This window comes from Pseudacidovorax sp. NFM-22, assembly GCF_021401245.1.
Classification (GTDB): domain Bacteria; phylum Pseudomonadota; class Gammaproteobacteria; order Burkholderiales; family Burkholderiaceae_C; genus Xenophilus.
In genome coordinates this window covers 95,753-117,614 of sequence record NZ_JACBFY010000011.1, presented here as the reverse complement: position 1 = coordinate 117,614, position 21,862 = coordinate 95,753, and the positions used below count along the sequence as shown (strand labels likewise).

Here is a 21,862-nt window from a genome sequence, read left to right as displayed (position 1 = left end):
GACGGCGGCTGGCTGCGGGGCCGGTGGTCTGCGGCCACTCAGGCCAGCGGCGCGGGCGCCGGCGGCGTCGCCGCCACCACGGGCGTGACCAGCGGCAGGCCGGCCAGCTTGAAGTCCTCCAGCATGGTGAAGAGCAGGTCGCTCTTCACCCCGCCCGCCACGCGCGGGCTGTTGACGTAGGCGATGGCCTGGAAGATCAGCATGCCGTTCTCGATGCCTTCCAGAGACACCGAGGGCGCTGGCGTGGGCAGGATGGACGGATGCGCCGCGCAGGCCGCCAGCATCAGCTCGCGCACACGGCGGGCATCGCTGGCCAGCGGCATCGGCAGGCGGATCAGCACGCGGCCCTCGGCATTGGCCAGCGTCATGTTGCGCACGGTCTTGGTGATGAATTCCGAGTTGGGCACGATCACCGTGGAGCGGTCGGCCAGCTGGATCTCGGTGGCGCGCACGTTGATGCGCCGCACGTCGCCCTCGGTGGTGCCCAGCACCACCCAGTCGCCCACCTTCACCGGCCGCTCGGCCAGCAGGATCAGGCCCGAGATGAAGTTCTGCACGATGGCCTGCAGGCCGAAGCCGATGCCCACCGACAGCGCACTGGCGATCCAGGCGATGCGGTTGATGCCGATGCCCAGCGCCGACAGCGCCATCGCCACCACCAGCACGCCACCCGCATAGCCCAGCAGCGTGGTGAGCGAGCTGCGCATGCCGGGCTCCAAGCCCGATGCCGGGAAGTAGCGGGTGTCCAGCCAGACGCGCAGCACCCGCAGCGCGATGAAGCCCGCCACCAGCACCGCCAGCGCGCTGAACAGGGCCGCGGGCACGAACTGGAACTCGCCCACCTGCAGGCCGCTGCCGAACTGGCCGGAGCGCTGTACCACCTCTTCCGGCCCCGTGCCCAGCGGTGCCATGAGCGTGATGACGAGGTAGAAGAAGAGCGCCAGCCGCAGCACGCCCGACAGCAGCACCGCGGCCTGGTCCAGCCGTGTGGGCTGCAGGCCGAAGCTGGCCGCCAGCCGCTGTCCGGTGGCGCTGCGCGCCGCGAGCAGCGCCATGCACAGGTCGTCGACGAACTTGAACAGCACATAGAAGGCGCAACCCACGATGCCGGTCCAGATCAGCTGGCTGGCCACCAGGCTGGCCAGCGCCACGTAGCCGCTGACGAGCAGCGCCACCACGGCCAGCAGCACCACGCCGACCAGGCCGCGCAGCAGGCCGACCCATACCGGACGGATCGTCTGGGTGGCGGAGGTGCCATCACCGGCATCGGCCGGGCGGGCCGCGTCGGGGGCGGCGGTCTGCGCCGCGCCAGCGGCGCCGCCCGTCGCGGCCGGCCGCAGCCGGAACAGCAGCAAGGCCACCAGCAGGGTCAGGGCCGCGGCGGTGGCCGCCTGCGTCGCCTGCAGGGCCGCATAGCTGGCCTCCACCAGCGCATTCACCTGCGCCGGTATCCACACCAGTGCGCCGACGATGGCGACCAGCAGCGGAAAGGGCCGCAGCCGCAGCGCCATGGCGTCCGCGATGGGCGGCAACCGCCACGAGCGGCGCGCGTTCGCCAGCAGGGCGCGGCCCAGGCTCAGCACGAAGGTCATGAAGAGCGCGACGCCGATCAGCTCCTTCACCATCTCCCGCGCCGCCTCGCCGAGCAGCTGCTGGTCTTCGAGCAGTGCGCGGAAGCCGTGCAGGGCCAGCGCCACCAGCAGCATGTTGACGAGCACCACGGCGATCACCAGCAGCGAACGCCGCAGACGGCCGCCGGGCAGGATGCGCTGCGCCAGCGCCACCAGGCCGCGCTCGGCCAGCATGTTGCCCAGCGTGATCACCCCCAGCGCCAGCAGCAGCGCGCCCAGCACCACGCCACGGTGGGCGGGCGACAGGGCCGCCGATGCAGCGGCGCGCAACTCGTCCAGCAGGGGCGCCAGCCGGTCGCGGTCGTCGGGCCAGGCGTCGGCGATGGCCTGCCAGAAGACGGGCGACAGCGGCGAGGCGGTGCGTTCGGTCAGGCGGGCCTCGAAGTCCTGGCGGCGCTTGTTCAGCAACTCGGTGGCGCGCTGCTGGGCGTCGACCACCACCAGTCGCGCCAGGCGGATGTCGGCGTCGACGCCATTGCGCTCGCGTGTGAGCGTGGCGCGCTGGCGCGTGATGTCGGGGTCTTCGGTCGTGCCGGCGGCGGGGGCCGGGCCCAGCTCGCCCAGCCGGGCGTTCAGGTCGTTGAGCTGGCCCGTGCGCAGGTCGATCAGCTTCTGTGCGGCGGTGCCGATGGCGTCGACCTGCCGCACCAGCAGGCGGGCCTCTTCGCTCGTCTCGGCCGACTTGGGCAGGGCCGTGAGCTGGGCACGCAGCGTGGTGATGTCGGCCAGCGCATCGGTCTGCGCGGCCGTGGTCGATGCGCTGGAGGTGGGCTGGCCCCAGGCGGTGGGCAGGTCGGGCAGGCCCGTCCACAGGGCCAGCCAGAGGGCGAAGAGAAAGAGAAGACGCGGAGTCCGGCGCATTCGCTGGATCATAGGCAGAGCTTGCGGTGGGACCTGTCGGCCGGCGCTGGCAGCAGGGCCGTCGCGGGTCAACGCGCCCGGGGCCGAGACCCTTCAGGCGCACATCGGCGCCCGACGATCAGGCCGTCAGCCGGCCGGCGAGAACAGGTCCACCCGGTCGGTGATGATGCCGTCGGTGCCCAGCTCGACGAGGCGCTGGGCCGCCCATTCGTCGTTCACGGTGTAGCTCAGCTGCCGGAAGCCGGCGGCCCGGGCGTCGGCCACGGTGTGCGCGTCCCACAGCGCGTGGTTGCAGACGATGGCCACGCAATCGAGCTGGCGGGCGAGATCGAGCCAGTCATTGCGCAGGGTGTCGAGCAGCAGGGCGCGCGGCAGCGCCGGTTCGGTGTCGCGCGCGGCGGCCAGGGCATCGGGGCGGAAGGAACTGAGCAGCGGGGGCACGGCCGCGCCGGCCCACAGGCGCGCCGCCTCGCGTGCGACGGCGGCGCCCGTCTCGGCGTCGGTGCCGGGCGTGGGCTTGATCTCGATGTTGAGCAGGTGGCCGTTCGCCAGGCAGAAGCGCGCCAGCGCGGCCAGCGTCGGCAGCGGCTCGCCGGCATAACGGCGCGAATGCCAGCCGCCCGCGTCGAGCTGCGACAGCGCCGACCAGGGCTGCTCGCCGCCGATGCCGGCAGCGCCGGTGGTGCGCGCCAGCGTGGCGTCGTGCATGAGGAAGACCACGCCGTCCTGGCTGAGCTTGGCATCGCATTCGAACATGCGGTAGCCGTGGTCCGCGCCGAGGCGGAAGGCGGCCAGCGTGTTCTCGGGCGCGAGCTTGCCGGCGCCGCGATGGGCGATCCAGCGGGGATAGGGCCAGGGCGGCACTCAAGCCTCCAGGCGCTTGCCGGACCCGGCATCGAACCAGTGCAACCGCTCTTCGCCCGCACCCAGCCGCAGCGTGTCGCCCACCTTGGGTGCGGGCTTGTCGGCATCGGCGCGCATCACGATCTGCTCGTCGCCGATGCGGCCGTAGACCAGGCGTTCGGCGCCCAGCAGCTCGACCTGCTCCACGTTCACGCTCCAGCCGGAATCGTGCTGGGCGATGTGCTCGGGCCGGATGCCCAGGATCTTGCCGGCCGGCACGCCCGGGGCGTTCTTCAGCAGGTTCATGGGCGGCGAACCGATGAAGCTGGCCACGAAGGTGGTGGCGGGCCGGTGGTAGACCTCTTCGGGCGTGGCGAACTGGTCCATCACGCCGCCGTTCATCACGATGATGCGCTGGGCCAGCGTCATGGCCTCGACCTGGTCGTGGGTGACGAAGAGCGAGGTGATGCCCAGCTCGCGGTGCAGCTTCTGGATCTCCAGCCGGGTCTGGGCGCGCAGCTTGGCGTCCAGGTTGGAGAGCGGCTCGTCGAACAGGAAGACCTGCGGCTGGCGCACGATGGCGCGGCCCATGGCCACGCGCTGGCGCTGGCCGCCCGACAGCTCGCGCGGCTTGCGCTCCAGCAGGTGGCCCAGTTCGAGAATCTTGGCCGCCTTGTCCACCCGCGTCTTGATCTCGTCCTTCGGCACGCCCTGGATGCGCAATCCGTAGGCCATGTTGTCGAAGTTGGTCATGTGCGGGTAGAGCGCGTAGTTCTGGAACACCATCGCGATGTCCCGCTTGGCCGGCTCCACGTCGTTGACCACCCGCCCGCCAATGGCGATCTCGCCGGCGGAGATCTCCTCGAGCCCCGCCACCATGCGCAGGAGCGTCGACTTGCCGCAGCCCGACGGCCCCACGATGACCACGAACTCGCCATCCCGGATATCGGCCGACACGCCATGGATGACCTGATTGGCCTTGGCACCCTTGCCGTAGCGCTTGATGACGTTGCGAAGGGAAATACCGGACATAAGAGAACTAAAAACAGGTTGCGACGTTGGAAGAGGCGCGATCCAGGCGGGAGACACCGCGGAACCGGCTTTGCCGGGCCGCCGGTGTCGCCCCCTTGAGGGGGGATTCGGCTACACGAAGTGAGCAAGAAACGGGGGTGGGCTCATTTCTCGGTGTCGACAAGTCCCTTGACGAACCACTTCTGCATCAGGATCACCACCAAGGCCGGCGGCAGCAGCGCCAGGATGGCCGTCGCCATGATGATGTTCCAGTCGTTGGCCGCGTCGCCGCTGGCGATCATGCGCTTGATGCCGATCACCACCGGGTACATGTCCTCGGTGGTGGTGGCCAGCAGCGGCCAGAGGTACTGGTTCCAGCCGTAGATGAACTGGATGACGAACAGCGCCGCGATGGAGGTCTGCGACAGCGGCACCAGGATGTCCTTGAAGAAGCGCATGGGCCCCGCGCCGTCGATGCGCGCTGCCTCCACCAGCTCGTCCGGCACCGACAGGAAGAACTGCCGGAACAGGAAGGTCGCCGTCGCCGAGGCGATCAGCGGTACCGTCAGGCCCGCATAGGTGTTGAGCATGTTCAGGTCCGACAGGACCTTGTAGGTGGGCAGGATGCGCACCTCCACCGGCAGCATCAGCGTCACGAAGATCATCCAGAAGACGAGCTTCTTGAACGGGAAGCGGAAGTACACGATGGCGAAGGCCGACAGCAGCGAGATGGCGATCTTGCCGATGGCGATCACCAGTGCCGTGACCAGGCTCACCCACATCATGCGACCCACGGCCGCCTTGGAGCCCTGCGTCTCGGCGGTGCCGGTGAGGGCGGCGGTGTAGTTCTCGATCAGGTGCTTGCCGGGCGTGAGCGGCATGGGCACCTGCACGATCTCGTCGCGCGTGTGCGTCGAGGCCACGAAGGCCAGGTAGATCGGGAAGGCAATGATCAGGATGCCCAGCAGGAGCACCACATGCGAAAGGACCGTCAGGCCGGGGCGTCGTTCAACCATGTCAGTACTGCACCTTCTTCTCGACGTAGCGGAACTGCACCACCGTCAGCGCAACCACGATCAGCATCAGCACCACCGACTGAGCGGCCGAGCCGCCGAGGTCGAGCGCGCGGAAGCCGTCATGCCAGACCTTGTAGACCAGGATGGCCGTGTCGCGCCCCGGGCCGCCCTCGGTGGTGGCATGCACCAGCGCGAAGGTGTCGAAGAAGGCATACACCACGTTGATCACGAGCAGGAAGAAGGTGGTGGGCGACAGCAGCGGGAACTGGATGGTCCAGAAGCGTCGCAGCGGCCCGGCGCCGTCGATGGAGGCCGCCTCGATCAGCGCCTTCGGGATCGACTGCAGGCCGGCCAGGAAGAACAGGAAGTTGTAGGAGATCTGCTTCCACACCGCCGCCACCACGATCAGCGACAGCGCCTGGTTGGAGTTGATCAGGTGGTTCCAGTCGTAGCCCATCTTGCGCAGGCCGTAGGCCACCACGCCGATGGAGGGCGAGAACATGAACACCCACAGCACCCCCGCCACGGCAGGTGCCACGGCATAGGGAATGATCAGGAAGGTCTTGTACGCCAGCGCTCCGCGCAGGATGCGGTCGGCAAAGATGGCCAGCACCAGCGACAGCGCGATGCCGCAGCCCGCCACCAGCACCGAGAAGATGGCCGTGACCTTGAAGGACTCGATGTAGGCCGGGTCCTGGAACAGCTGCTTGAAGTTCTCCAGCCCCACGAACACGGTCGACGTGCCGAAGGCGTCCTCGCTCTGCATCGACTGCAGCACGGCCTGGCTGGCGGGCCAGAAGAAGAAGACCAGGATCACCGCCATCTGCGGCGCGATGAGCACCCAGGGCAGCCAGGAGGATCGGAAGAGGACGCGTTTTTCCATGGGGCTCTGAAAACGAAAACGCCCGGCTGGCGTCAGCGCGGGCGTGCGAGTCTACTGCGACGTCAGCTTGCCGGCAGCTTGACCGCCCGCCCGGCGGGACGGGCAGGCGAGGGCCGCTGGCGCGCCGCGAACCGCGCGGTGGGCATCAGCTCCGGTTCGCCTTCTGGAAGCGCTCCAGCTGCTCGTTGCCACGTTGCACCGCGGCGTCCAGCGCTTCCTTGGCGCTCTTCTTGCCCGACCAGATCTGCTCGGTCTCCTCGTCGATGATGGTGCGGATCTGCACGAAGTTGCCCAGGCGGATGCCGCGCGACTTGTCGGTGGTCTTGCGGATCATCTGCGTCACGGCCACGTCGGTGCCCGGCTTCTCCTTGTAGAAGCCCGACTTCTCGGTCAACTCATAGGCGGCCAGGGTGATCGGCAGGTAGCCGGTGCGCTTGTGGCTGGCCGACTGCACGTCGGCGTTGGACAGGAACTTGAAGAAGTCCGCCACGCCCTTGTATTCGGCCGGCTTCTTGCCTGCCATGACCCACAGGCTGGCACCGCCGATCACGGTGTTCTGCGGCGAACCTTCGACATCGGGGTAGTAGGGCAGGGTGGACAGGCCGTAGGCGAACTTGGCGTCCTTGGCAACGCGGGCGTACAGGCCCGACGAACCGGTCATCATGGCGCACTCGCCGGCGGGGAAGGCGGCGTCCGGCACGTTGCCACGGCCCTTGTAGACGAACAGGCCCTGCTTGGCCATGTTGGCCAGGTTCTCGAAGTGGCGCACATGCAGCGGCGAGTTGAAGGCCAGGCGTGCGTCGGTGCCACCGAAGCCGTTGTTGCGCGTCGCGAACAGGGTGTTGTGCCAGGTCGAGAAGCTCTCCAGCTGCGTCCAGCTGATCCAGCTGGTGGTGAAGGGGCACTTGTGGCCGCTGGCCTTGAGCTTGGCGGCGGCGGCGACGACCTCGGGCCAGGTCTTGGGCGCCTTCTCGGGGTCCAGACCGGCCGCCTTGAAGGCGTCCTTGTTGTAGTAGAAGATCGTCGTCGAGCTGTTGAAGGGCAGGCTCAGCATCTGGCCGTTGGGGGCCGTGTAGTAGCCGGCCACGGCGGGGATGTAGGCCTTGGGATCGAAGCTCACGCCGCTTTCCTTCATCACCTCGGCCACCGGCTTGATGGCGGCCTTGGAGGCCATCATGGTGGCGGTGCCCACTTCGAAGACCTGCAGGATGTGCGGCGCGTTGCCCGACCGGTAGGCGGCGATGGCGGCCGTCATCGACTCGTCATAGGTGCCCTTGAAGGTGGGCACGACCTTGTATTCCTTCTGGCTCTCGTTGTACTGCTTGGCGAGGTCGTTGACCCACTCGCCCAGCGGGCCGCTCATGGCGTGCCACCACTGGATCTCGGTCTGTGCGTGCGCCGGAACGGCGGCCATGACGGCCACGGTGGCGGCTGCAGCAAGTTGCGTGAATCGCATGAAGACTCCTGGATGCGAATGACAAAAGTGAAGAGACTATGGCTGTTCTGTGACAGCGTGACGGCGGGTTGTCGCATGGCAGGCGGTCCATGCTCAAGCGGGGAAACCCTTTTTGCGGCCGGGGCGGGCCGGCCGCTCTGCGGCGGTGCAGCAGGCTTGAACCATACTCGACCGTTTTGACAAACGTGTTGATGCCGGGCATGACGAAGACCACCTCGCTGGACAAGGCCAAGATCAAGTTCCTGTTGCTGGAGGGCATCCATCCCTCCGCGGTCGAACTGCTGCAGGCCTCCGGCTACAGCCAGGTGGAGGTGCTGCCCGGTGCGCTCGAAGGCGAAGAGCTCAAGGCCCGCCTGGCCGACGTGCACTTCCTGGGCATCCGATCGCGCACGCAGCTCACGGCCGAGGTGTTCGCCGCCGCGCCCAAGCTGGTGGCCGTGGGCGCCTTCTGCATCGGCACCAACCAGATCGACCTGGACGCGGCCCGCGAGCATGGCGTGGCCGTGTTCAACGCGCCTTACTCCAACACCCGCTCGGTGGCCGAGCTGGTGCTGGCCGAGGCCATCCTGCTGCTGCGCGGCGTGCCCGAAAAGAACGCGGCGGCCCACCGCGGCGGCTGGCTCAAGACCGCCGACAACGCCTACGAGATCCGCGGCAAGACGCTGGGCATCGTGGGCTATGGCTCCATCGGTGCGCAGCTGTCGGTGCTGGCCGAGGCGCTGGGCATGCATGTGGTCTTCCACGACGTGGTGGCCAAGCTGCCGCTGGGCAATGCGCGCCAGGCCCGCAGCCTGGAAGAGCTGCTGGCCCAGTCCGACATCGTGAGCCTGCACGTGCCCGAACTGCCCTCCACGCAATGGATGGTCGGCGAGGCCGAGATCGCGGCCATGAAGCCGGGCGCCATCCTCATCAATGCCTCGCGTGGCACGGTGGTGGTCATCGAGGCGCTGGCCGCGGCGCTGCGTGAGCGCCGGCTGCTGGGCGCGGCCATCGATGTCTTTCCCAAGGAGCCCAAGAGCAACAAGGACGAATTCCAGTCGCCGCTGCGCGGGCTGGACAACGTGATCCTCACGCCGCACATCGGCGGCTCGACCATGGAGGCGCAGGCCAACATCGGCGTCGAGGTGGCCGAGAAGCTGGTGCGCTACAGCGACAACGGCACCACCACGCGCTCGGTCAACTTTCCCGAGGTGGCGCTGCCGGCGCACCCGGGCAAGCACCGGCTGCTGCACATCCACCGCAACGTGCCGGGCGTGCTGTCGGCCGTGAACCAGGTCTTTGCCGACCACCACATCAACATCGCCGCGCAGTACCTGCAGACCAACGACAAGGTGGGCTACGTGGTGACCGATGTGGACGCGGCTTCGTCCGACGTGGCCCACGAGGCGCTGGCCAAGGTGCCGGGGACGATCAAGAGCCGGGTGCTGTTCTAGGCGCCGCGCCGCGCCTGCCTCGGCGTCGCCTGCGGGTCCCGCCGGGGCCGCCTCGCAGCACCGCCGAAGTCGCGGCCGATGCCCAAGGGCCGGCTTCGGGTGCCCGTACGATGGCGCTCCTTGTCATTGCCGGGAGCGTCCATGCCGCTTCGAGTCGTTCAGCTGGGGTCGCCGCGTGCCGCCGATGAAGGCACGCGCATCGGAACCGTCCGCCGCCCGCCCCGCGGTGTGCCCCAGGCGGCGTTCTCGTCGGGCAACTGGTACGACGTCTGGTTCCCCGTTCTGGCGCCCTCGGCCGACACCATGAAGCAGGGGCGGGAGGCCGAGACGCCGCAGCAATGGTCCGCCTTCGTGCGCAAATTCAAGGCGGAGCTGAACACGCCGGAGGCCCAGCAGTCGCTCGACCTGCTGGCCGTCCTGTCGCGCGACGCCAACCTGTCCGTGGGCTGCTACTGCGAGCATGAGAGCCGCTGCCATCGCTCGGTCCTGCGCGAACTGCTGGCGGCCCGCGGCGCGGTGTTCGCAGGCGATGAGCCCGCATGACGTCCTCTCCCGCCATAACCTTTCGTCGTCTTCATCCATGCCACGCATCGACCATGTCGCCCTCTGGGTGCACGATCTGGACGCCATGTGCGCCTTCTACGCCCGCGCTTTCGAGGGCCAGGTGGGGCCGCTCTACAAGAATGCCGCCAAGGGATTCGCCTCCCGCTTCGTGGCCTTCGGCGACGGTGGCCGGATCGAGTTCATGACCACGACCACGCTGGCGCCGCTGGCTGCGGCGCCCGGCAGCCAGCGCATGGGCCTGACGCACCTGGCCATGGCGGTGGGCAGCGAGGCCCGGGTCGACGCACTGACGCAGGATCTGCAGCGTCAGGGCGCGCCGCTACTCGACGGGCCGCGACGCACCGGCGACGGCTACTACGAAAGCGTGGTACTCGACCCCGAGGGCAACCGGATCGAGATCACGGTCTAGCGGGCGTGGCGGGCAGGGCACGGCCCGGCATGGGCCCGGCCAAGCGCCGCCATGAGGGCGGCGACTAAAATCCGCCCCCCGGTTCAAGGGCGCGAGGCGCCCTGCCGTGGCGCCTTCCCCCGATGAATGCCCCGACCGCGCTCAATGCGCTGCTGTCGCAGGCCGCCGAGCCGGCGCGTCTGCGCGAGATTCCGTACAACTACACCAGCTTCTCCGATCGCGAGATCGTGATCCGCCTGCTCGGCAGCCGGGCCTGGGAGCTGCTGCAGAGCCTGCGCGACGAGCGCCGCACGGGCCGCTCCGCCCGCATGCTGTACGAGGTGCTGGGCGACATCTGGGTGGTGCAGCGCAATCCCTACCTGGTGGACGACCTGCTGGACAACCCGCGCCGCCGCGGCCAGCTGGTCGACGCCCTGCGCCACCGCCTGGCCGAGGTGCAGCGCCGCCGCACGCCGCAGGACGACGCCCAGCGCGACACGCTGGTGGGCGAGCTGCTGGTGCTGGTGCAGCAGGCCATCGATGGCTTCTCCGCCCACTTCGACGAACTCGCCGCCCTGCGCCAGAAGGCCCAGCGCGTGCTGCGTCGCTGCACGGCGCGCGACAACATCAAGTTCGACGGCCTCTCGCGCGTGGCCCATGTGACCGACGCCACCGACTGGCGGGTCGAATACCCCTTCGTCGTGCTCGTGCCCGACACCGAGGCCGAGATGGCCGCGCTGGTGGCCGCCTGCATCGAGCTCGGGCTCACCATCATTCCGCGCGGGGGCGGCACCGGCTACACCGGTGGCGCCATTCCGCTGACCTGGAAGAGCGTGGTGATCAACACCGAAAAGCTCGAAGCCATGACCGAGGTCGAGATGGTGAACCTGCCGGGCCTGGACGGCCCGGTGCCCACCATCTGGACCGAGGCCGGGGTGGTGACGCAGCGCGTGGCCGATGCGGCCGAGCGGGCGGGCTTCGTCTTCGCGGTCGACCCGACCTCGGCCGAGGCATCGTGCGTGGGCGGCAACGTGGCCATGAACGCCGGCGGCAAGAAGGCCGTGCTGTGGGGCACGGCGCTGGACAACCTCGCCTCCTGGCGCATGGTCACGCCGCAGGCCGAGTGGCTGGAAGTCACGCGCCTGGGCCACAACCTGGGCAAGATCCACGACGTCGACAGCGCGGTCTTCGAGTTGCAGTACTTCGCCGCCGACGGCCGCACGCCGCTGCGCACCGAGCGCCTGGAAATCCCCGGCCGCACTTTCCGCAAGGAAGGCCTGGGCAAGGACGTCACCGACAAGTTCCTGGCCGGCTTGCCCGGCATCCAGAAGGAGGGCTGCGACGGCCTGATCACCAGCTGCCGCTGGGTGGTGCACCGCATGCCGGCGCACACCCGCACCGTCTGCCTGGAGTTCTTCGGCAATGCCAAGGACGCGGTGCCCTCGATCGTCGAGATCAAGGACTTCATGTTCGCCGAGCAGAAGCGTTCGGGCGTGCTGCTGGCCGGCCTGGAGCACCTGGACGACCGCTACCTCAAGGCCGTGGGCTATGCCACCAAGAGCAAGAAGCACGGCGGCGGCCTGCCCAAGATGGTGCTCTTCGGCGACATCAGCGGCGACGATGCCGACGCCGTGGCCCGCGTCACCAGCGAGGTGGTGCGCATCGCCAACTCCCGCTCGGGCGAAGGCTTCATCGCCATCAGCCCCGAGGCGCGCAAGAAGTTCTGGCTGGACCGCAAGCGCACTGCGGCCATCAGCCGCCACACCAACGCCTTCAAGATCAACGAGGACGTGGTGATTCCGCTGCCGCGGATGGCCGAGTACACCGACGGCATCGAGCGCATCAACATCGAGCTGTCGCTGCGCAACAAGATCCGCCTGACGCACGAGCTGGAGGCCTTCCTCTCGCGCGGCAACCTGCCGCTGGGCAAGAGCGACGACGCGCACGAGATTCCCGCCGCCGAGCTTCTGGAAGGCCGCGTGCAGCAGGCCGTGGCCCTGGTGCGCGAGGTGCGCGGCCGCTGGCAGAGCTGGCTGGGCGACGCCGACGCGCTGTTCCCGCAGCTGCAGGACCACTCGCTGCGCGCCAGCTGGAAGACCGAGATCCGCGCGCCGCTGGCCAAGATCTTCGGCGGCAGCGAGTTCGCGCCCATCCTGGCCGAATGCGAGGCCATCCACAAGCGCGTGCTCAAGGGCCGCGTGTGGGTGGCGCTGCACATGCATGCCGGCGACGGCAACGTGCACACCAACATCCCCGTCAACAGCGACGACTACGAGATGCTGCAGACGGCCCATGAGGCCGTGGAGCGCATCATGAAGCTCGCCCGCAGCCTGGACGGCGTGATCTCGGGCGAGCACGGCATCGGCATCACCAAGCTGGAGTTCCTGTCCGACGAAGAGCTGGCGCCCTTCGCGCAGTACAAGCAACGGGTCGACCCGGAAGGCCGCTTCAACAAGGGCAAGCTGCTGCGGACTCCGCGTTCCGCTGGCGCTGAAGCCGCCTCCTCCGTTCACGCTGAGCTTGTCGAAGCGCGGCGCGAGGCTTCGACAAGCTCAGCCCGAACGGGTGGCGCTGGCTCAGCCCGAACGGTGCGGGAGGAGCCGCTTCATGCCGACCTGACCAACGCCTACACGCCCAGCTTCGGGCTGATGGGGCACGAGTCGATCATCATGCAGCAGTCCGACATCGGTGCCATCGCCGACTCGGTCAAGGACTGCCTGCGCTGCGGCAAGTGCAAGCCGGTGTGCGCCACGCACGTGCCGCGCGCCAACCTGCTCTACAGCCCACGCAACAAGATCCTCGCCACCTCGCTGCTGGTGGAGGCCTTCCTGTACGAGGAGCAGACGCGCCGCGGCGTGTCGATCCAGCACTGGCAGGAGTTCGAGGACGTGGCCGACCACTGCACGGTCTGCCACAAGTGCCTGACGCCCTGCCCGGTGAAGATCGACTTCGGCGACGTGTCGATGAACATGCGCAACCTGCTGCGCAAGATGGGCCAGAAGAGCTTCCGTCCCGGCAACGCGGCGGCCATGTTCTTCCTGAACGCGACCAACCCGTCGACCATCAAGGCCATGCGCACCGGCATGGTGGAAGTCGGCTTCAAGGCACAGCGCCTGGCCAACGACCTGCTGCGCCCCGCCGCCAAGAAGCAGACCGCGCATCCGCCGGCCAGCCTGGGCACGGCGCCGATCAAGGAACAGGTCATCCACTTCGTCAACAAGAAGATGCCCGGCGGCCTGCCCAAGAAGACGGCCCGCGCGCTGCTGGACATCGAGGACGCCGACTACGTCCCGATCATCCGCGACCCCAAGGCCACGACGCCCGAGACCGAGGCGGTCTTCTACTTCCCGGGCTGCGGCTCGGAGCGGCTCTTCTCGCAGGTGGGCCTGGCGACGCAGGCCATGCTGTGGCATGCGGGCGTGCAGACGGTGCTGCCGCCGGGCTACCTGTGCTGCGGCTATCCGCAGCGCGGCTCGGGCCAGTTCGACAAGGCCGAGCAGATGATCACCGACAACCGGGTGCTCTTCCACCGCGTGGCCAACACGCTCAACTACCTGGACATCAAGACCGTGGTGGTGAGCTGCGGCACCTGCTACGACCAGCTGCAGGGCTACCAGTTCGACAAGATCTTCCCCGGCTGCCGGATCATCGACATCCACGAGTACCTGCTGGAGAAGGGCATCAAGCTGGAGGCCAACGCCGCCGCGTACCTCTACCACGACCCCTGCCACACGCCCATGAAGCTGCAGGACCCGATGAAGACCGTGAAGTCGCTGGTGGGCGACCAGGTGCTCAAGAGCGACCGCTGCTGCGGCGAATCCGGCACGCTGGGCGTGACGCGGCCCGACATCTCCACGCAGATCCGCTTCCGCAAGGAAGAAGAGCTGAAGAAGGGCGAGGCCGCGCTGCGCGCCACCCATGCGCTGCCGGCGCAGGGCGACGTGAAGATCCTCACCAGCTGCCCCAGCTGCCTGCAGGGCCTGTCGCGCTACGGCAATGACCTGAACAACGGCCTGCTCGAAGCCGACTACATCGTGGTCGAAATGGCACGCCGCATCCTGGGCGAGAACTGGATGCCTGAGTACGTGTCGGCCGCCAACGCGGGTGGCATCGAGCGGGTGCTGGTGTGAGCGTGGTCGCGGGCTGCCCGCTGTGCGACGAGCCCGGCGGCCGCGTGGTCGCCCAGGGCGCGCGGTGGCGCGTGATCCACGCGCAGGAGGCGGGCTTTCCAGCCTTCTACCGGGTGGTCTTGACGGCGCATGTGGCCGAGTTCTCCGACCTGCCGGACGACGAGCGTGCCGAGTGCATGCGCGTGATGGTGGCCGTGGAGCGTGCGCTGCGCGATGCGCTGGCGCCCGCCAAGATGAACGTGGCCACGCTCGGCAACATGGTCCCGCACCTGCACTGGCATGTGATCGCGCGCTTCGACTGGGACAGCCACTTTCCCTCGCCCGTGTGGGCCGAGGCGCGCCGTGCGCGCGACATGGCGCGCGAGCAGGACGTGCAGGCCCGCCTGCCCGCGGCGGAGTCGGCCATGGTGGCCGCGCTTGCGCGCCGCTGATCTCGATGAGCAAGGAATCTTCCGCATGGCAGGCTTGACGCCCGGCGCACCGACGCCCGAATCCATCACCCTGCATGCGCAGTCGCGCGTGCTAGAAGTGGGCTTTTCCGATGGCGCGGTGTTCCGCATTCCCTACGAGCTGCTGCGCATCAACTCGCCCTCGGCCGAAGTGAAGGGCCATGGGCCGGGCCAGGAGATCCTGCAGACCGGCAAGCGCGAGGTCGAGATCGTCGACCTGCAGCTGGTGGGCCACTATGCCGTGCAGCCGCTCTTCAGCGACGGGCACGAGAGTGGCATCTACTCGTGGGACCTGCTCTACGACCTGGGCGCCCGCCAGGCCGAGCACTGGGCCGAGTACGAGCGCCGCATCGCCGAAGCGGGTGCCGACCGCGATGCGCCCATGCCCAAGTCGGGCCCCTCCACCTGCAGTCCTTCCTGAGCGCCGGGCGCTTCGCGCTTTGCGCGAATGTCCGCCGCATGTCAAGGGTCGTCGGCCGGAAGGCCGGGCGATCCGCCTAACATCGGACCCATGACTTCCACCCACTTCGGTTTCGAGACCGTCGACGAAAGCGACAAGGCGCGCCGCGTGCGCGGCGTGTTCGATTCCGTGGCCCCGCGCTACGACCTGATGAACGACCTCATGTCCATGGGTCTGCACCGGGCATGGAAGGCGTACACCGTGATGGTCGCGAACGTGCGCGAAGGCTCGAAGGTGCTGGACATCGCCGGCGGCACCGGCGACCTCGCACTGGCCTTCGCCAAGAAGGTGGGCCGCAGCGGCCAGGTGGTGCACACCGACATCAACGAGGCCATGCTGCGCACCGGCCGCGAGCGCCTGCTCGATGCCGGCGTGGTGCTGCCCACCACGGTCTGCGATGCCGAGAAGCTGCCCTTTCCCGACAACCATTTCGACGTCGTCACCGTGGCCTTCGGCCTGCGCAACATGACGCACAAGGACGCCGCGCTCAAGGAGATGAACCGCGTGCTGCGTCCGCGCGGCAAGCTGCTGGTGCTGGAGTTCTCGCAGGTGGCCCAGCCGCTGCGCAAGGCCTACGACTGGTATTCCTTCAACGTGCTGCCGCGCCTGGGCAAGGCGGTGGCGGGCGACGACGCCAGCTACCGCTATCTGGCCGAGTCCATCCGGATGCATCCGGACCAGGAGTCGCTCAAGACCCTCATGAAAGAGGGCGGTTTCGGACATGTGGACTATCACAACATGACGGGTGGCGTGGTCGCCCTGCATGTTGGAATCAAGTGCTGAGGGGCTGACCGGCCCGGCCGCATTGCATGCGGCCGTCAGGTGCAAGGGGAGTAGCGTGCTCGCTATTCACACAACAAGAGAACTACGAGTCGATCTGAAACTGATGTTTCGTATCCGGAAGGAGACTGGACGATGAAGCGAAATCTGTGGGCCGTGCTGCTGGTGTGTGCGTCGATGGCCGTCGTGAGCCTGGACGCCGACGCCAAGCGGCTCGGTGGGGGCAAGTCGATGGGGCGGCAGTCCAACAACGTGACGCAGCGTGAGGCCGCGCCGACGGCCGCACCGGGCGCCCCGACCCAGAACGCGACCAACGCGGCGCCCGCCGCCAGGCCGGGGACGCCGGCCGGCGCGGCGCAGGCGGCGCCCAAGCGGCCCTGGGCCGGCATCCTGGGCGGCATCGCAGCCGGCCTGGGCCTGGCCTGGCTGGCCAATTCGCTGGGCCTGGGCGCCGCCTTCGGCAACTTCCTGCTGATCGCGCTGCTGGTCCTTGCTGCCGTGGTGATCTGGCGCGTGCTGAGCAACCGCTCGCGCGGCGCCGCTGGCCAACTGGCCATGCAGGGCGCTGGCGCAGCCGGTTCGCCGAGCATGCCGCGCAGCTACAGCCCGAACAACGTCGGCAATGACGCGTCGGCCCGTCCGTGGGAGCGTCAGCAGGCGGCCTTCGACGGCTCGGCCGCGGGTGGCAACGCAGGGTCGGCTTCGACCCTGGCCGGTGCGACCGGCGTGAGCATCGGCTCGGCCCTCCAAGGGGCCCAGGGCTGGGGCGTGCCGGACGGCTTCGATGCGGAGGGCTTCCTGGCTGCGGCCAAGCGCAACTTCGTGACGCTGCAGCATGCCTGGGACCGTGCCGACATCCCGGCGCTGCGTTCCATGATGACCGACAGCATGGTCGAAGAGATCCGCACCCAGCTGGAGGAGCGCGAGCGCAGCTCCGGCGGCCGTCCCAACAAGACGGAAGTGGTGATGCTCGACGCCAAGCTGCTGGGCATCGAGGAGATGCCCGACGTCTACCTTGCCAGCGTGGAGTTCTCCGGCATGATCCGCGAGGACGACTCGGCGGGCCCCAGCCCCTTCCGCGAGGTCTGGAACATGAGCAAGCCCGCCCATGGCGGCGGCTGGCTCGTGGCTGGCGTGCAGGCGCTCCAATAAGACGTATTGGCCCGTGGGACGGGCCCGGGTTTCTGCTTCCGCAGCGGCCCGCCACCAGATAATGGGGACATGGTCACACCATCGTCCCCATTTGCTTTTGTGGAATCGCTGTTCGAGCGCATCGGCGAGCGCCTGCAGCCCCCCGCCTGGGCCATCCACGAGGTCCAGCACCGTGCCGTGCTCTTCCTGAATCACGTGCTGCAGCAGGAGCCCGAGGCGCAGGACCGCCTGGCGCGGCAGAAGGGGCGGGTGGTGCTCTTCCGCTGGCGCACGATGCACATGCGCCTGGTCGCCACGCCGGCCGGCCTGCTCGACGTGGCGCCCGAGGCGGCCCTGCCTGATCTGACGCTGACCATCACCGAGACCTCGCCCTTCGCCCTGGCCGGCGCCCAGTTGCGCGGCGACAAGCCCAAGGTCGAGATCGAGGGCGACGTGCAGCTCGCGGCCGAGGTCAACTGGCTGGTCGACCACGTGCGCTGGGACGTCGAGGACGACCTGGCGCGCCTGATCGGCGATGCGCCGGCCCACGCCGTGGGCAATGCGGCCCGCAAGGTGGCTGGCGCGCTGCGCCAGTTCGTGGACCGCGCCGCACGGCCGCGGTCTTCCGGCGGCAGCGCCGAATGAGGCGCATCGCCCGCGGCTTCTTCATCGTCTGGGTCGCACTGCGCTACGGCCTGGACGAGCTCGTCCTCACCAGCTTCCAGAATCCGCTGATCCGCCGGCTGGCGCGCATCCTGACGCTGGGACGGCGTCTGGAAGCACCGCGTGGCCAGCGCCTGCGCGAGGCACTCGAAAGCCTGGGCCCGATCTTCGTCAAGTTCGGCCAGGTGCTGTCCACGCGGCGCGACCTGCTGCCGCCCGACATCGCCGATGAGCTGGCCTGGCTGCAGGACCGTGTGCCGCCCTTCGACTCGGCCATCGCCGTGGCCACCATCGAGCGTGCCTTCCGCCGGCCCATCGCCGAGATCTTCGAGCAGTTCGACACCACGCCGGTGGCGAGTGCCTCCATCGCGCAGGTGCACTTCGCCACGCTGCGCCTGCCCGACGGCAGCCTGCGCGAAGTCGCCGTCAAGGTGCTGCGCCCGGGCATGCGCAAGGTCATCGACAAGGACCTGGAGCTGATGGCCATGATGGCCGGCTGGGTCGAGGGCCTGTCGGCCGACGGCAAGCGGCTGAAGCCGCGGCAGGTGGTGGCCGAGTTCGACAAGTACCTGCACGACGAGCTGGACCTGGTGCGCGAGGCGGCCAATGCCGCCCAGCTGCGCCGCAACATGGCCAAGCTCGACATGCTCCTGATCCCCGAGATGTTCTGGGACTGGTGCCATCCCGAAGTGATGGTGATGGAGCGCATGAAGGGCGTGCCCATCGCCCAGCTCGACCGCATCCGTGCGGCCGGCGTGGACATCAAGAAGCTGGCCCGCGACGGCGTGACCATCTTCTTCACCCAGGTGTTCCGCGACGGCTTCTTCCACGGCGACATGCACCCGGGCAACATCCAGGTGAGCCTGGCGCCGGAGACCTTCGGCCGCTATATCGCGCTGGATTTCGGCATCGTGGGCACGCTCACCGAGTCCGACAAGGAATACCTGGCGCAGAACTTCGCTGCCTTCTTCCGCCGCGACTACAAGCGCGTGGCCGAGCTGCACCTGGAAAGCGGCTGGGTGCCCCCGGGCACGCGCATCGACGAGCTGGAGGCCGCCATCCGCACGGTGTGCGAGCCCTACTTCGACCGGCCGCTGCGGCAGATCTCGCTGGGCATGGTGCTGATGCGCCTGTTCCAGACCTCGCGCCGCTTTCATGTCGAGATCCAGCCGCAGCTGGTGCTGCTGCAGAAGACGCTGCTCAACATCGAGGGCCTCGGCCGCCAGCTCGACCCGGAGCTGGACCTGTGGGCCACGGCCAAGCCCTTCCTCGAGAAGTGGATGGCCGACCAGATCGGCCCGCACAAGCTGTGGGAGCAGCTGCGCGCCGAGGGCCCGCGCTACGCCAAGCTGCTGCCGCAGCTGCCGCGCCTGCTGCACGACTACCTGGCGCAGCGTCCCGGCGACGACCGCCGCGAGCTGCAGGAACTGCTGGCCGCCCACAAGCGCACCCACCGTCTGCTGCAGGCCGTGATCTGGGGTGGCACGGGTTTTGTATTGGGCGTGCTGGTCATGCAGGTGCTGCCGCGGCTGCACTGGCTCTGAGCACTTTCCCGCCTCTTCCTTCCGGTTCCAACAACAAGCCTTTCTCGAGGAGAACCCGTCGTGCTGCTGTCACTGGTCATCGTCTACCTGCTGGTCACCATCGGCATCGGCCTGTATGCGGCCCGGCGGGTGAAGAACACGACCGACTTCGCGATCGCCGGCCGGCATCTGCCGTTGTTCATGATCGTGACCACCACCTTCGCCACCTGGTTCGGGTCGGAGACGGTGCTGGGCATCCCGGCCAAGTTCATCGAGGGCGGCCTGGGCGGCGTGGTGGAAGACCCCTTCGGCGCCGGCACCTGCCTGATCCTGGTGGGCCTGTTCTTCGCCGGCAAGCTCTACCGCATGACGCTGCTGACCATCAGCGACTACTACCGCGAGCGCTACGGCCGTTTCATCGAGGTGGTGTGTTCGCTGATCATCATGCTGAGCTACCTGGGCTGGGTGTCGGCGCAAGTCACGGCGCTGGGGCTGGTGTTCAACCTGCTGTCTGGCGGCGCGGTGAGCGTGCCCTGGGGCATGGTGATCGGCGTGATCTCGATCCTGGCGTACACGCTCTTCGGCGGCATGTGGTCGGTGGCCGTCACCGACTTCGTGCAGATGATCATCCTGGTGGCGGGCCTGTCGATCATCGCGGTCTTCGCCGGCAACATGGCCGGCGGCGCCGACAAGGTGATCGACCTGGCGGCGAGCAAGGAGCTCTTCAAGTTCTGGCCCGAGCCGAGCTGGCACGACATCGTCTTCTTCTTCGCTGCGGCCATCACGATGATGCTGGGCTCCATTCCGCAGCAGGACGTGTTCCAGCGGGTGATGTCGGCCAACAGCACCAAGGCCGCCACGCGCGGCCCGGTGATCGGCGGCGTGGCCTACATCCTCTTCGCGGCCGTGCCCATGTTCCTGGTGGCGAGTGCGCTGATCATCATGCCTGAGCAGACGACGGCGCTGCTCAAGGAGGATCCGCAGAAGGTGCTGCCGACGCTGGTGATGGAGAAGATGCCCTTCGTCATGCAGGTCTTCTTCTTCGGCGCGCTGCTGTCGGCCATCAAGTCCACCGCGTCGGCGACGCTGCTGGCACCCAGCGTGACCTTCACCGAGAACATCTGGCGCCAGTTCCGCCCCCAGGGCACGGACCGGGAGAACCTGCGCACCATGCGCATCACCGTGCTGGTGTTCAGTGGGGCGGTGCTGGCCTACGCCATCCGCATGCAGGGCACCTCGATCTACGAACTGGTGTCCGGCGCCTACCAGGTGCCGTTGGTCGGCGCCTTCGTGCCGCTGGTCTTCGGCCTCTACTGGAACCGGGCTACCACGCAAGGTGCCGTGGCCGCCGTGCTGCTGGGCGTGGGCGTCTGGCTGGCCGGCCTGGCGCTGCCGTGGGGCGAGGTGTTCCCGGCGCAGCTGGCCGGCGTGCTGGCCTCCGCGGCGGGCATGGTTGTCGGTTCCCTGCTGCCGCAGTGGGTGGCCAACCGGCGTATGCCGCACCGGATGCTGGCTGGCGAATAAGGCGCTGCAGGCGCTGGCCCTCGCCACCCCAGGCTGGGGAAAGCCCGGGGTCGGTGCCTATAATCGCGGGCTTTGCGCGGCGGCCGCCGGCCGCCCGTTTCACGTCTTTCCAGCAGCTTTTTCCATGCCCATCTACGCCTACAAATGCAGCGCCTGCGGCTTTGCCAAGGATGTGCTGCAGAAGATGTCGGATGCGCCGCTCACCGTCTGCCCTTCCTGCGGTGCGGCCTCGTTCAGCAAGCAATTGACCGCCGCCGGCTTCCAGCTCAAGGGCTCCGGCTGGTACGTCACCGACTTCCGCGAGGGCGGCTCCAACACCGGCAAGTCCGGCGGCAGCGCCCCGGCCCCGGCCCTCGCCAGTGGCGATGCCGCTGCACCCGCACCAGCGGCTGCACCTGCTGCGGCGTCGCCGGCCCCTGCGGCGCCCGCACCGGCCCCGGCACCCGCTGCCAAGGCCGACTGACTCTCGCCTCGCACACCGCACCATGCTCGCCCTGCGCAAGTGGCTCCTGTCCGGCCTCCTGGTCATCGTGCCTCTGGCCGTGACCCTGGGCGTGCTCAACTGGATCGTCGGCACCCTCGACCAGACCTTGTGGCTGCTGCCCGAGGATTGGCAGGAATGGCTGTCCGCCCACCGCATCCGCGGGTTGGGCGTGCTGCTCACGCTGGCCATTCTGCTGGTGGTCGGTGCCGTCGCCAGCAATTTCATTGGCAAGCGGCTGCTGGGTTGGGGCGATGCGCTGGTGCGCCGCATCCCGGTGGTGCGCTCCATCTACTCCAGCGTCAAGCAGGTCTCGGACACGCTGTTCTCCGAAAGCGGCAATGCCTTCCGTACTGCGGTGCTGGTGCAGTGGCCGCGCGAGGGCATGTGGACCATCGCCTTCGTCACCGGCGCACCCGGTGGCGACGTGGTCAACCACCTGCATGGCGACTACCTGGGCGTGTACGTGCCCACCACGCCCAACCCCACGGGCGGCTACTTCGTCATGCTCCGCCGCAGCGACTGCATCGAGCTGAAGATGAGCGTCGACGAGGCGCTGAAGTACATCGTCTCGATGGGCGTGGTGGTGCCGGGCGGCCCCGCTGCACTGCCCACCAAGAAATCCTGAGATCAGA

At 68.4% G+C, this 21,862-nt stretch carries 19 protein-coding genes; 13 read left to right on the top strand and 6 right to left on the bottom strand.

From position 1 onward, the window contains the following. Nucleotides 1-38: 38 nt before the first annotated feature. From L0984_RS28085 to ugpB, 6 genes are all read right to left on the bottom strand, one after another. A complete protein-coding gene (locus L0984_RS28085) occupies nucleotides 39-2,492 on the bottom strand; it encodes a DUF3772 domain-containing protein (protein ID WP_234197702.1) in 2,454 nt (817 codons plus the stop codon). A 126-nt stretch (nucleotides 2,493-2,618) separates the two neighbouring features. Then, entirely contained in the window at nucleotides 2,619-3,356 is a 738-nt protein-coding gene (gene ugpQ / locus L0984_RS28080; protein ID WP_234197701.1) for a glycerophosphodiester phosphodiesterase, read from the bottom strand. After that, nucleotides 3,357-4,367: a sn-glycerol-3-phosphate ABC transporter ATP-binding protein UgpC gene (ugpC, locus tag L0984_RS28075; RefSeq protein WP_234197699.1), complete on the bottom strand. Its 1,011-nt coding sequence runs from the start codon at nucleotides 4,365-4,367 to the stop codon at nucleotides 3,357-3,359. Between the two features lie 143 nt (nucleotides 4,368-4,510). Continuing rightward, on the bottom strand, nucleotides 4,511-5,362 hold the full coding sequence (gene ugpE / locus L0984_RS28070; RefSeq protein ID WP_234197698.1) for a sn-glycerol-3-phosphate ABC transporter permease UgpE: 852 nt from the start codon (nucleotides 5,360-5,362) through the stop codon (nucleotides 4,511-4,513). Between the two features lies 1 nt (nucleotide 5,363). Then, a complete protein-coding gene (gene ugpA, locus L0984_RS28065) occupies nucleotides 5,364-6,245 on the bottom strand; it encodes a sn-glycerol-3-phosphate ABC transporter permease UgpA (RefSeq protein WP_234197697.1) in 882 nt (293 codons plus the stop codon). Nucleotides 6,246-6,390: 145 nt separating this feature from the next. Next, on the bottom strand, nucleotides 6,391-7,701 hold the full coding sequence (gene ugpB, locus L0984_RS28060) for a sn-glycerol-3-phosphate ABC transporter substrate-binding protein UgpB (protein WP_234197696.1): 1,311 nt from the start codon (nucleotides 7,699-7,701) through the stop codon (nucleotides 6,391-6,393). A gap of 200 nt (nucleotides 7,702-7,901) precedes the next feature. Between ugpB and serA the strand changes: the two genes are divergently transcribed. From serA to L0984_RS27995, 13 genes are all read left to right on the top strand, one after another. Next, nucleotides 7,902-9,134, top strand: coding sequence for a phosphoglycerate dehydrogenase (gene serA / locus L0984_RS28055; protein WP_234197695.1), 1,233 nt, complete (start codon nucleotides 7,902-7,904; stop codon nucleotides 9,132-9,134). 141 nt (nucleotides 9,135-9,275) lie between these two features. After that, nucleotides 9,276-9,677, top strand: a complete 402-nt coding sequence (locus L0984_RS28050) for a DUF488 domain-containing protein (protein ID WP_234197694.1) — start codon at nucleotides 9,276-9,278, stop codon at nucleotides 9,675-9,677. A 37-nt stretch (nucleotides 9,678-9,714) separates the two neighbouring features. After that, on the top strand, nucleotides 9,715-10,107 hold the full coding sequence (locus L0984_RS28045) for a VOC family protein (RefSeq protein WP_234197693.1): 393 nt from the start codon (nucleotides 9,715-9,717) through the stop codon (nucleotides 10,105-10,107). Nucleotides 10,108-10,229: 122 nt separating this feature from the next. Beyond that, nucleotides 10,230-14,216, top strand: coding sequence for a DUF3683 domain-containing protein (locus L0984_RS28040; protein WP_234197692.1), 3,987 nt, complete (start codon nucleotides 10,230-10,232; stop codon nucleotides 14,214-14,216). Continuing rightward, entirely contained in the window at nucleotides 14,213-14,647 is a 435-nt protein-coding gene (locus L0984_RS28035; protein ID WP_234197691.1) for an HIT family protein, read from the top strand. The genes L0984_RS28040 and L0984_RS28035 overlap by 4 nt, the downstream gene beginning before the upstream one ends. A 25-nt stretch (nucleotides 14,648-14,672) precedes the next feature. Beyond that, nucleotides 14,673-15,086 carry a gamma-butyrobetaine hydroxylase-like domain-containing protein gene (locus tag L0984_RS28030; RefSeq protein ID WP_234197690.1) on the top strand — a complete coding sequence of 138 codons (414 nt, stop codon included), beginning with the start codon at nucleotides 14,673-14,675 and terminating at the stop codon, nucleotides 15,084-15,086. Nucleotides 15,087-15,176: 90 nt separating this feature from the next. Beyond that, entirely contained in the window at nucleotides 15,177-15,908 is a 732-nt protein-coding gene (gene ubiE / locus L0984_RS28025; RefSeq protein ID WP_234197689.1) for a bifunctional demethylmenaquinone methyltransferase/2-methoxy-6-polyprenyl-1,4-benzoquinol methylase UbiE, read from the top strand. 132 nt (nucleotides 15,909-16,040) lie between these two features. Beyond that, the gene (locus L0984_RS28020) at nucleotides 16,041-17,057 is read left to right on the top strand and encodes a Tim44 domain-containing protein (protein ID WP_114802831.1); all 1,017 of its coding nucleotides are present in this window, start codon (nucleotides 16,041-16,043) and stop codon (nucleotides 17,055-17,057) included. 69 nt (nucleotides 17,058-17,126) lie between these two features. Next, nucleotides 17,127-17,681 carry a ubiquinone biosynthesis accessory factor UbiJ gene (locus tag L0984_RS28015; RefSeq protein WP_043116427.1) on the top strand — a complete coding sequence of 185 codons (555 nt, stop codon included), beginning with the start codon at nucleotides 17,127-17,129 and terminating at the stop codon, nucleotides 17,679-17,681. Beyond that, nucleotides 17,678-19,243, top strand: a complete 1,566-nt coding sequence (gene ubiB, locus L0984_RS28010; RefSeq protein WP_234197688.1) for a ubiquinone biosynthesis regulatory protein kinase UbiB — start codon at nucleotides 17,678-17,680, stop codon at nucleotides 19,241-19,243. Before L0984_RS28015 ends, ubiB begins: the two co-directional genes overlap by 4 nt. 60 nt (nucleotides 19,244-19,303) lie before the next feature. Continuing rightward, nucleotides 19,304-20,746: a sodium:solute symporter family protein gene (locus tag L0984_RS28005; RefSeq protein WP_017758790.1), complete on the top strand. Its 1,443-nt coding sequence runs from the start codon at nucleotides 19,304-19,306 to the stop codon at nucleotides 20,744-20,746. A gap of 124 nt (nucleotides 20,747-20,870) precedes the next feature. Continuing rightward, entirely contained in the window at nucleotides 20,871-21,209 is a 339-nt protein-coding gene (locus L0984_RS28000) for an FmdB family zinc ribbon protein (RefSeq protein WP_234197687.1), read from the top strand. A 22-nt stretch (nucleotides 21,210-21,231) separates the two neighbouring features. Further along, nucleotides 21,232-21,855 (top strand): DUF502 domain-containing protein, encoded by a 624-nt coding sequence (locus tag L0984_RS27995; protein WP_234197686.1) that lies wholly within the window; start codon nucleotides 21,232-21,234, stop codon nucleotides 21,853-21,855. The last annotated feature ends 7 nt before the right edge of the window (nucleotides 21,856-21,862 follow it).

Excerpts from the sequence above, each read along its gene's own strand:
- L0984_RS28085 (WP_234197702.1), bottom strand. The coding sequence starts at position 2,492 with ATGCGCCGGACTCCGCGTCTTCTCTTTCTCTTCGCCCTCTGGCTGGCC.
- ugpC (WP_234197699.1), bottom strand. The coding sequence starts at position 4,367 with ATGTCCGGTATTTCCCTTCGCAACGTCATCAAGCGCTACGGCAAGGGT.
- ugpE (WP_234197698.1), bottom strand. The coding sequence starts at position 5,362 with ATGGTTGAACGACGCCCCGGCCTGACGGTCCTTTCGCATGTGGTGCTC.
- ugpA (WP_234197697.1), bottom strand. The coding sequence starts at position 6,245 with ATGGAAAAACGCGTCCTCTTCCGATCCTCCTGGCTGCCCTGGGTGCTC.
- ugpB (WP_234197696.1), bottom strand. The coding sequence starts at position 7,701 with ATGCGATTCACGCAACTTGCTGCAGCCGCCACCGTGGCCGTCATGGCC.
- serA (WP_234197695.1), top strand. The coding sequence starts at position 7,902 with ATGACGAAGACCACCTCGCTGGACAAGGCCAAGATCAAGTTCCTGTTG.
- L0984_RS28050 (WP_234197694.1), top strand. The coding sequence starts at position 9,276 with ATGCCGCTTCGAGTCGTTCAGCTGGGGTCGCCGCGTGCCGCCGATGAA.
- L0984_RS28045 (WP_234197693.1), top strand. The coding sequence starts at position 9,715 with ATGCCACGCATCGACCATGTCGCCCTCTGGGTGCACGATCTGGACGCC.
- L0984_RS28040 (WP_234197692.1), top strand. The coding sequence starts at position 10,230 with ATGAATGCCCCGACCGCGCTCAATGCGCTGCTGTCGCAGGCCGCCGAG.
- L0984_RS28030 (WP_234197690.1), top strand. The coding sequence starts at position 14,673 with ATGGCAGGCTTGACGCCCGGCGCACCGACGCCCGAATCCATCACCCTG.
- ubiE (WP_234197689.1), top strand. The coding sequence starts at position 15,177 with ATGACTTCCACCCACTTCGGTTTCGAGACCGTCGACGAAAGCGACAAG.
- L0984_RS28020 (WP_114802831.1), top strand. The coding sequence starts at position 16,041 with ATGAAGCGAAATCTGTGGGCCGTGCTGCTGGTGTGTGCGTCGATGGCC.
- L0984_RS28015 (WP_043116427.1), top strand. The coding sequence starts at position 17,127 with ATGGTCACACCATCGTCCCCATTTGCTTTTGTGGAATCGCTGTTCGAG.
- ubiB (WP_234197688.1), top strand. The coding sequence starts at position 17,678 with ATGAGGCGCATCGCCCGCGGCTTCTTCATCGTCTGGGTCGCACTGCGC.
- L0984_RS28000 (WP_234197687.1), top strand. The coding sequence starts at position 20,871 with ATGCCCATCTACGCCTACAAATGCAGCGCCTGCGGCTTTGCCAAGGAT.
- L0984_RS27995 (WP_234197686.1), top strand. The coding sequence starts at position 21,232 with ATGCTCGCCCTGCGCAAGTGGCTCCTGTCCGGCCTCCTGGTCATCGTG.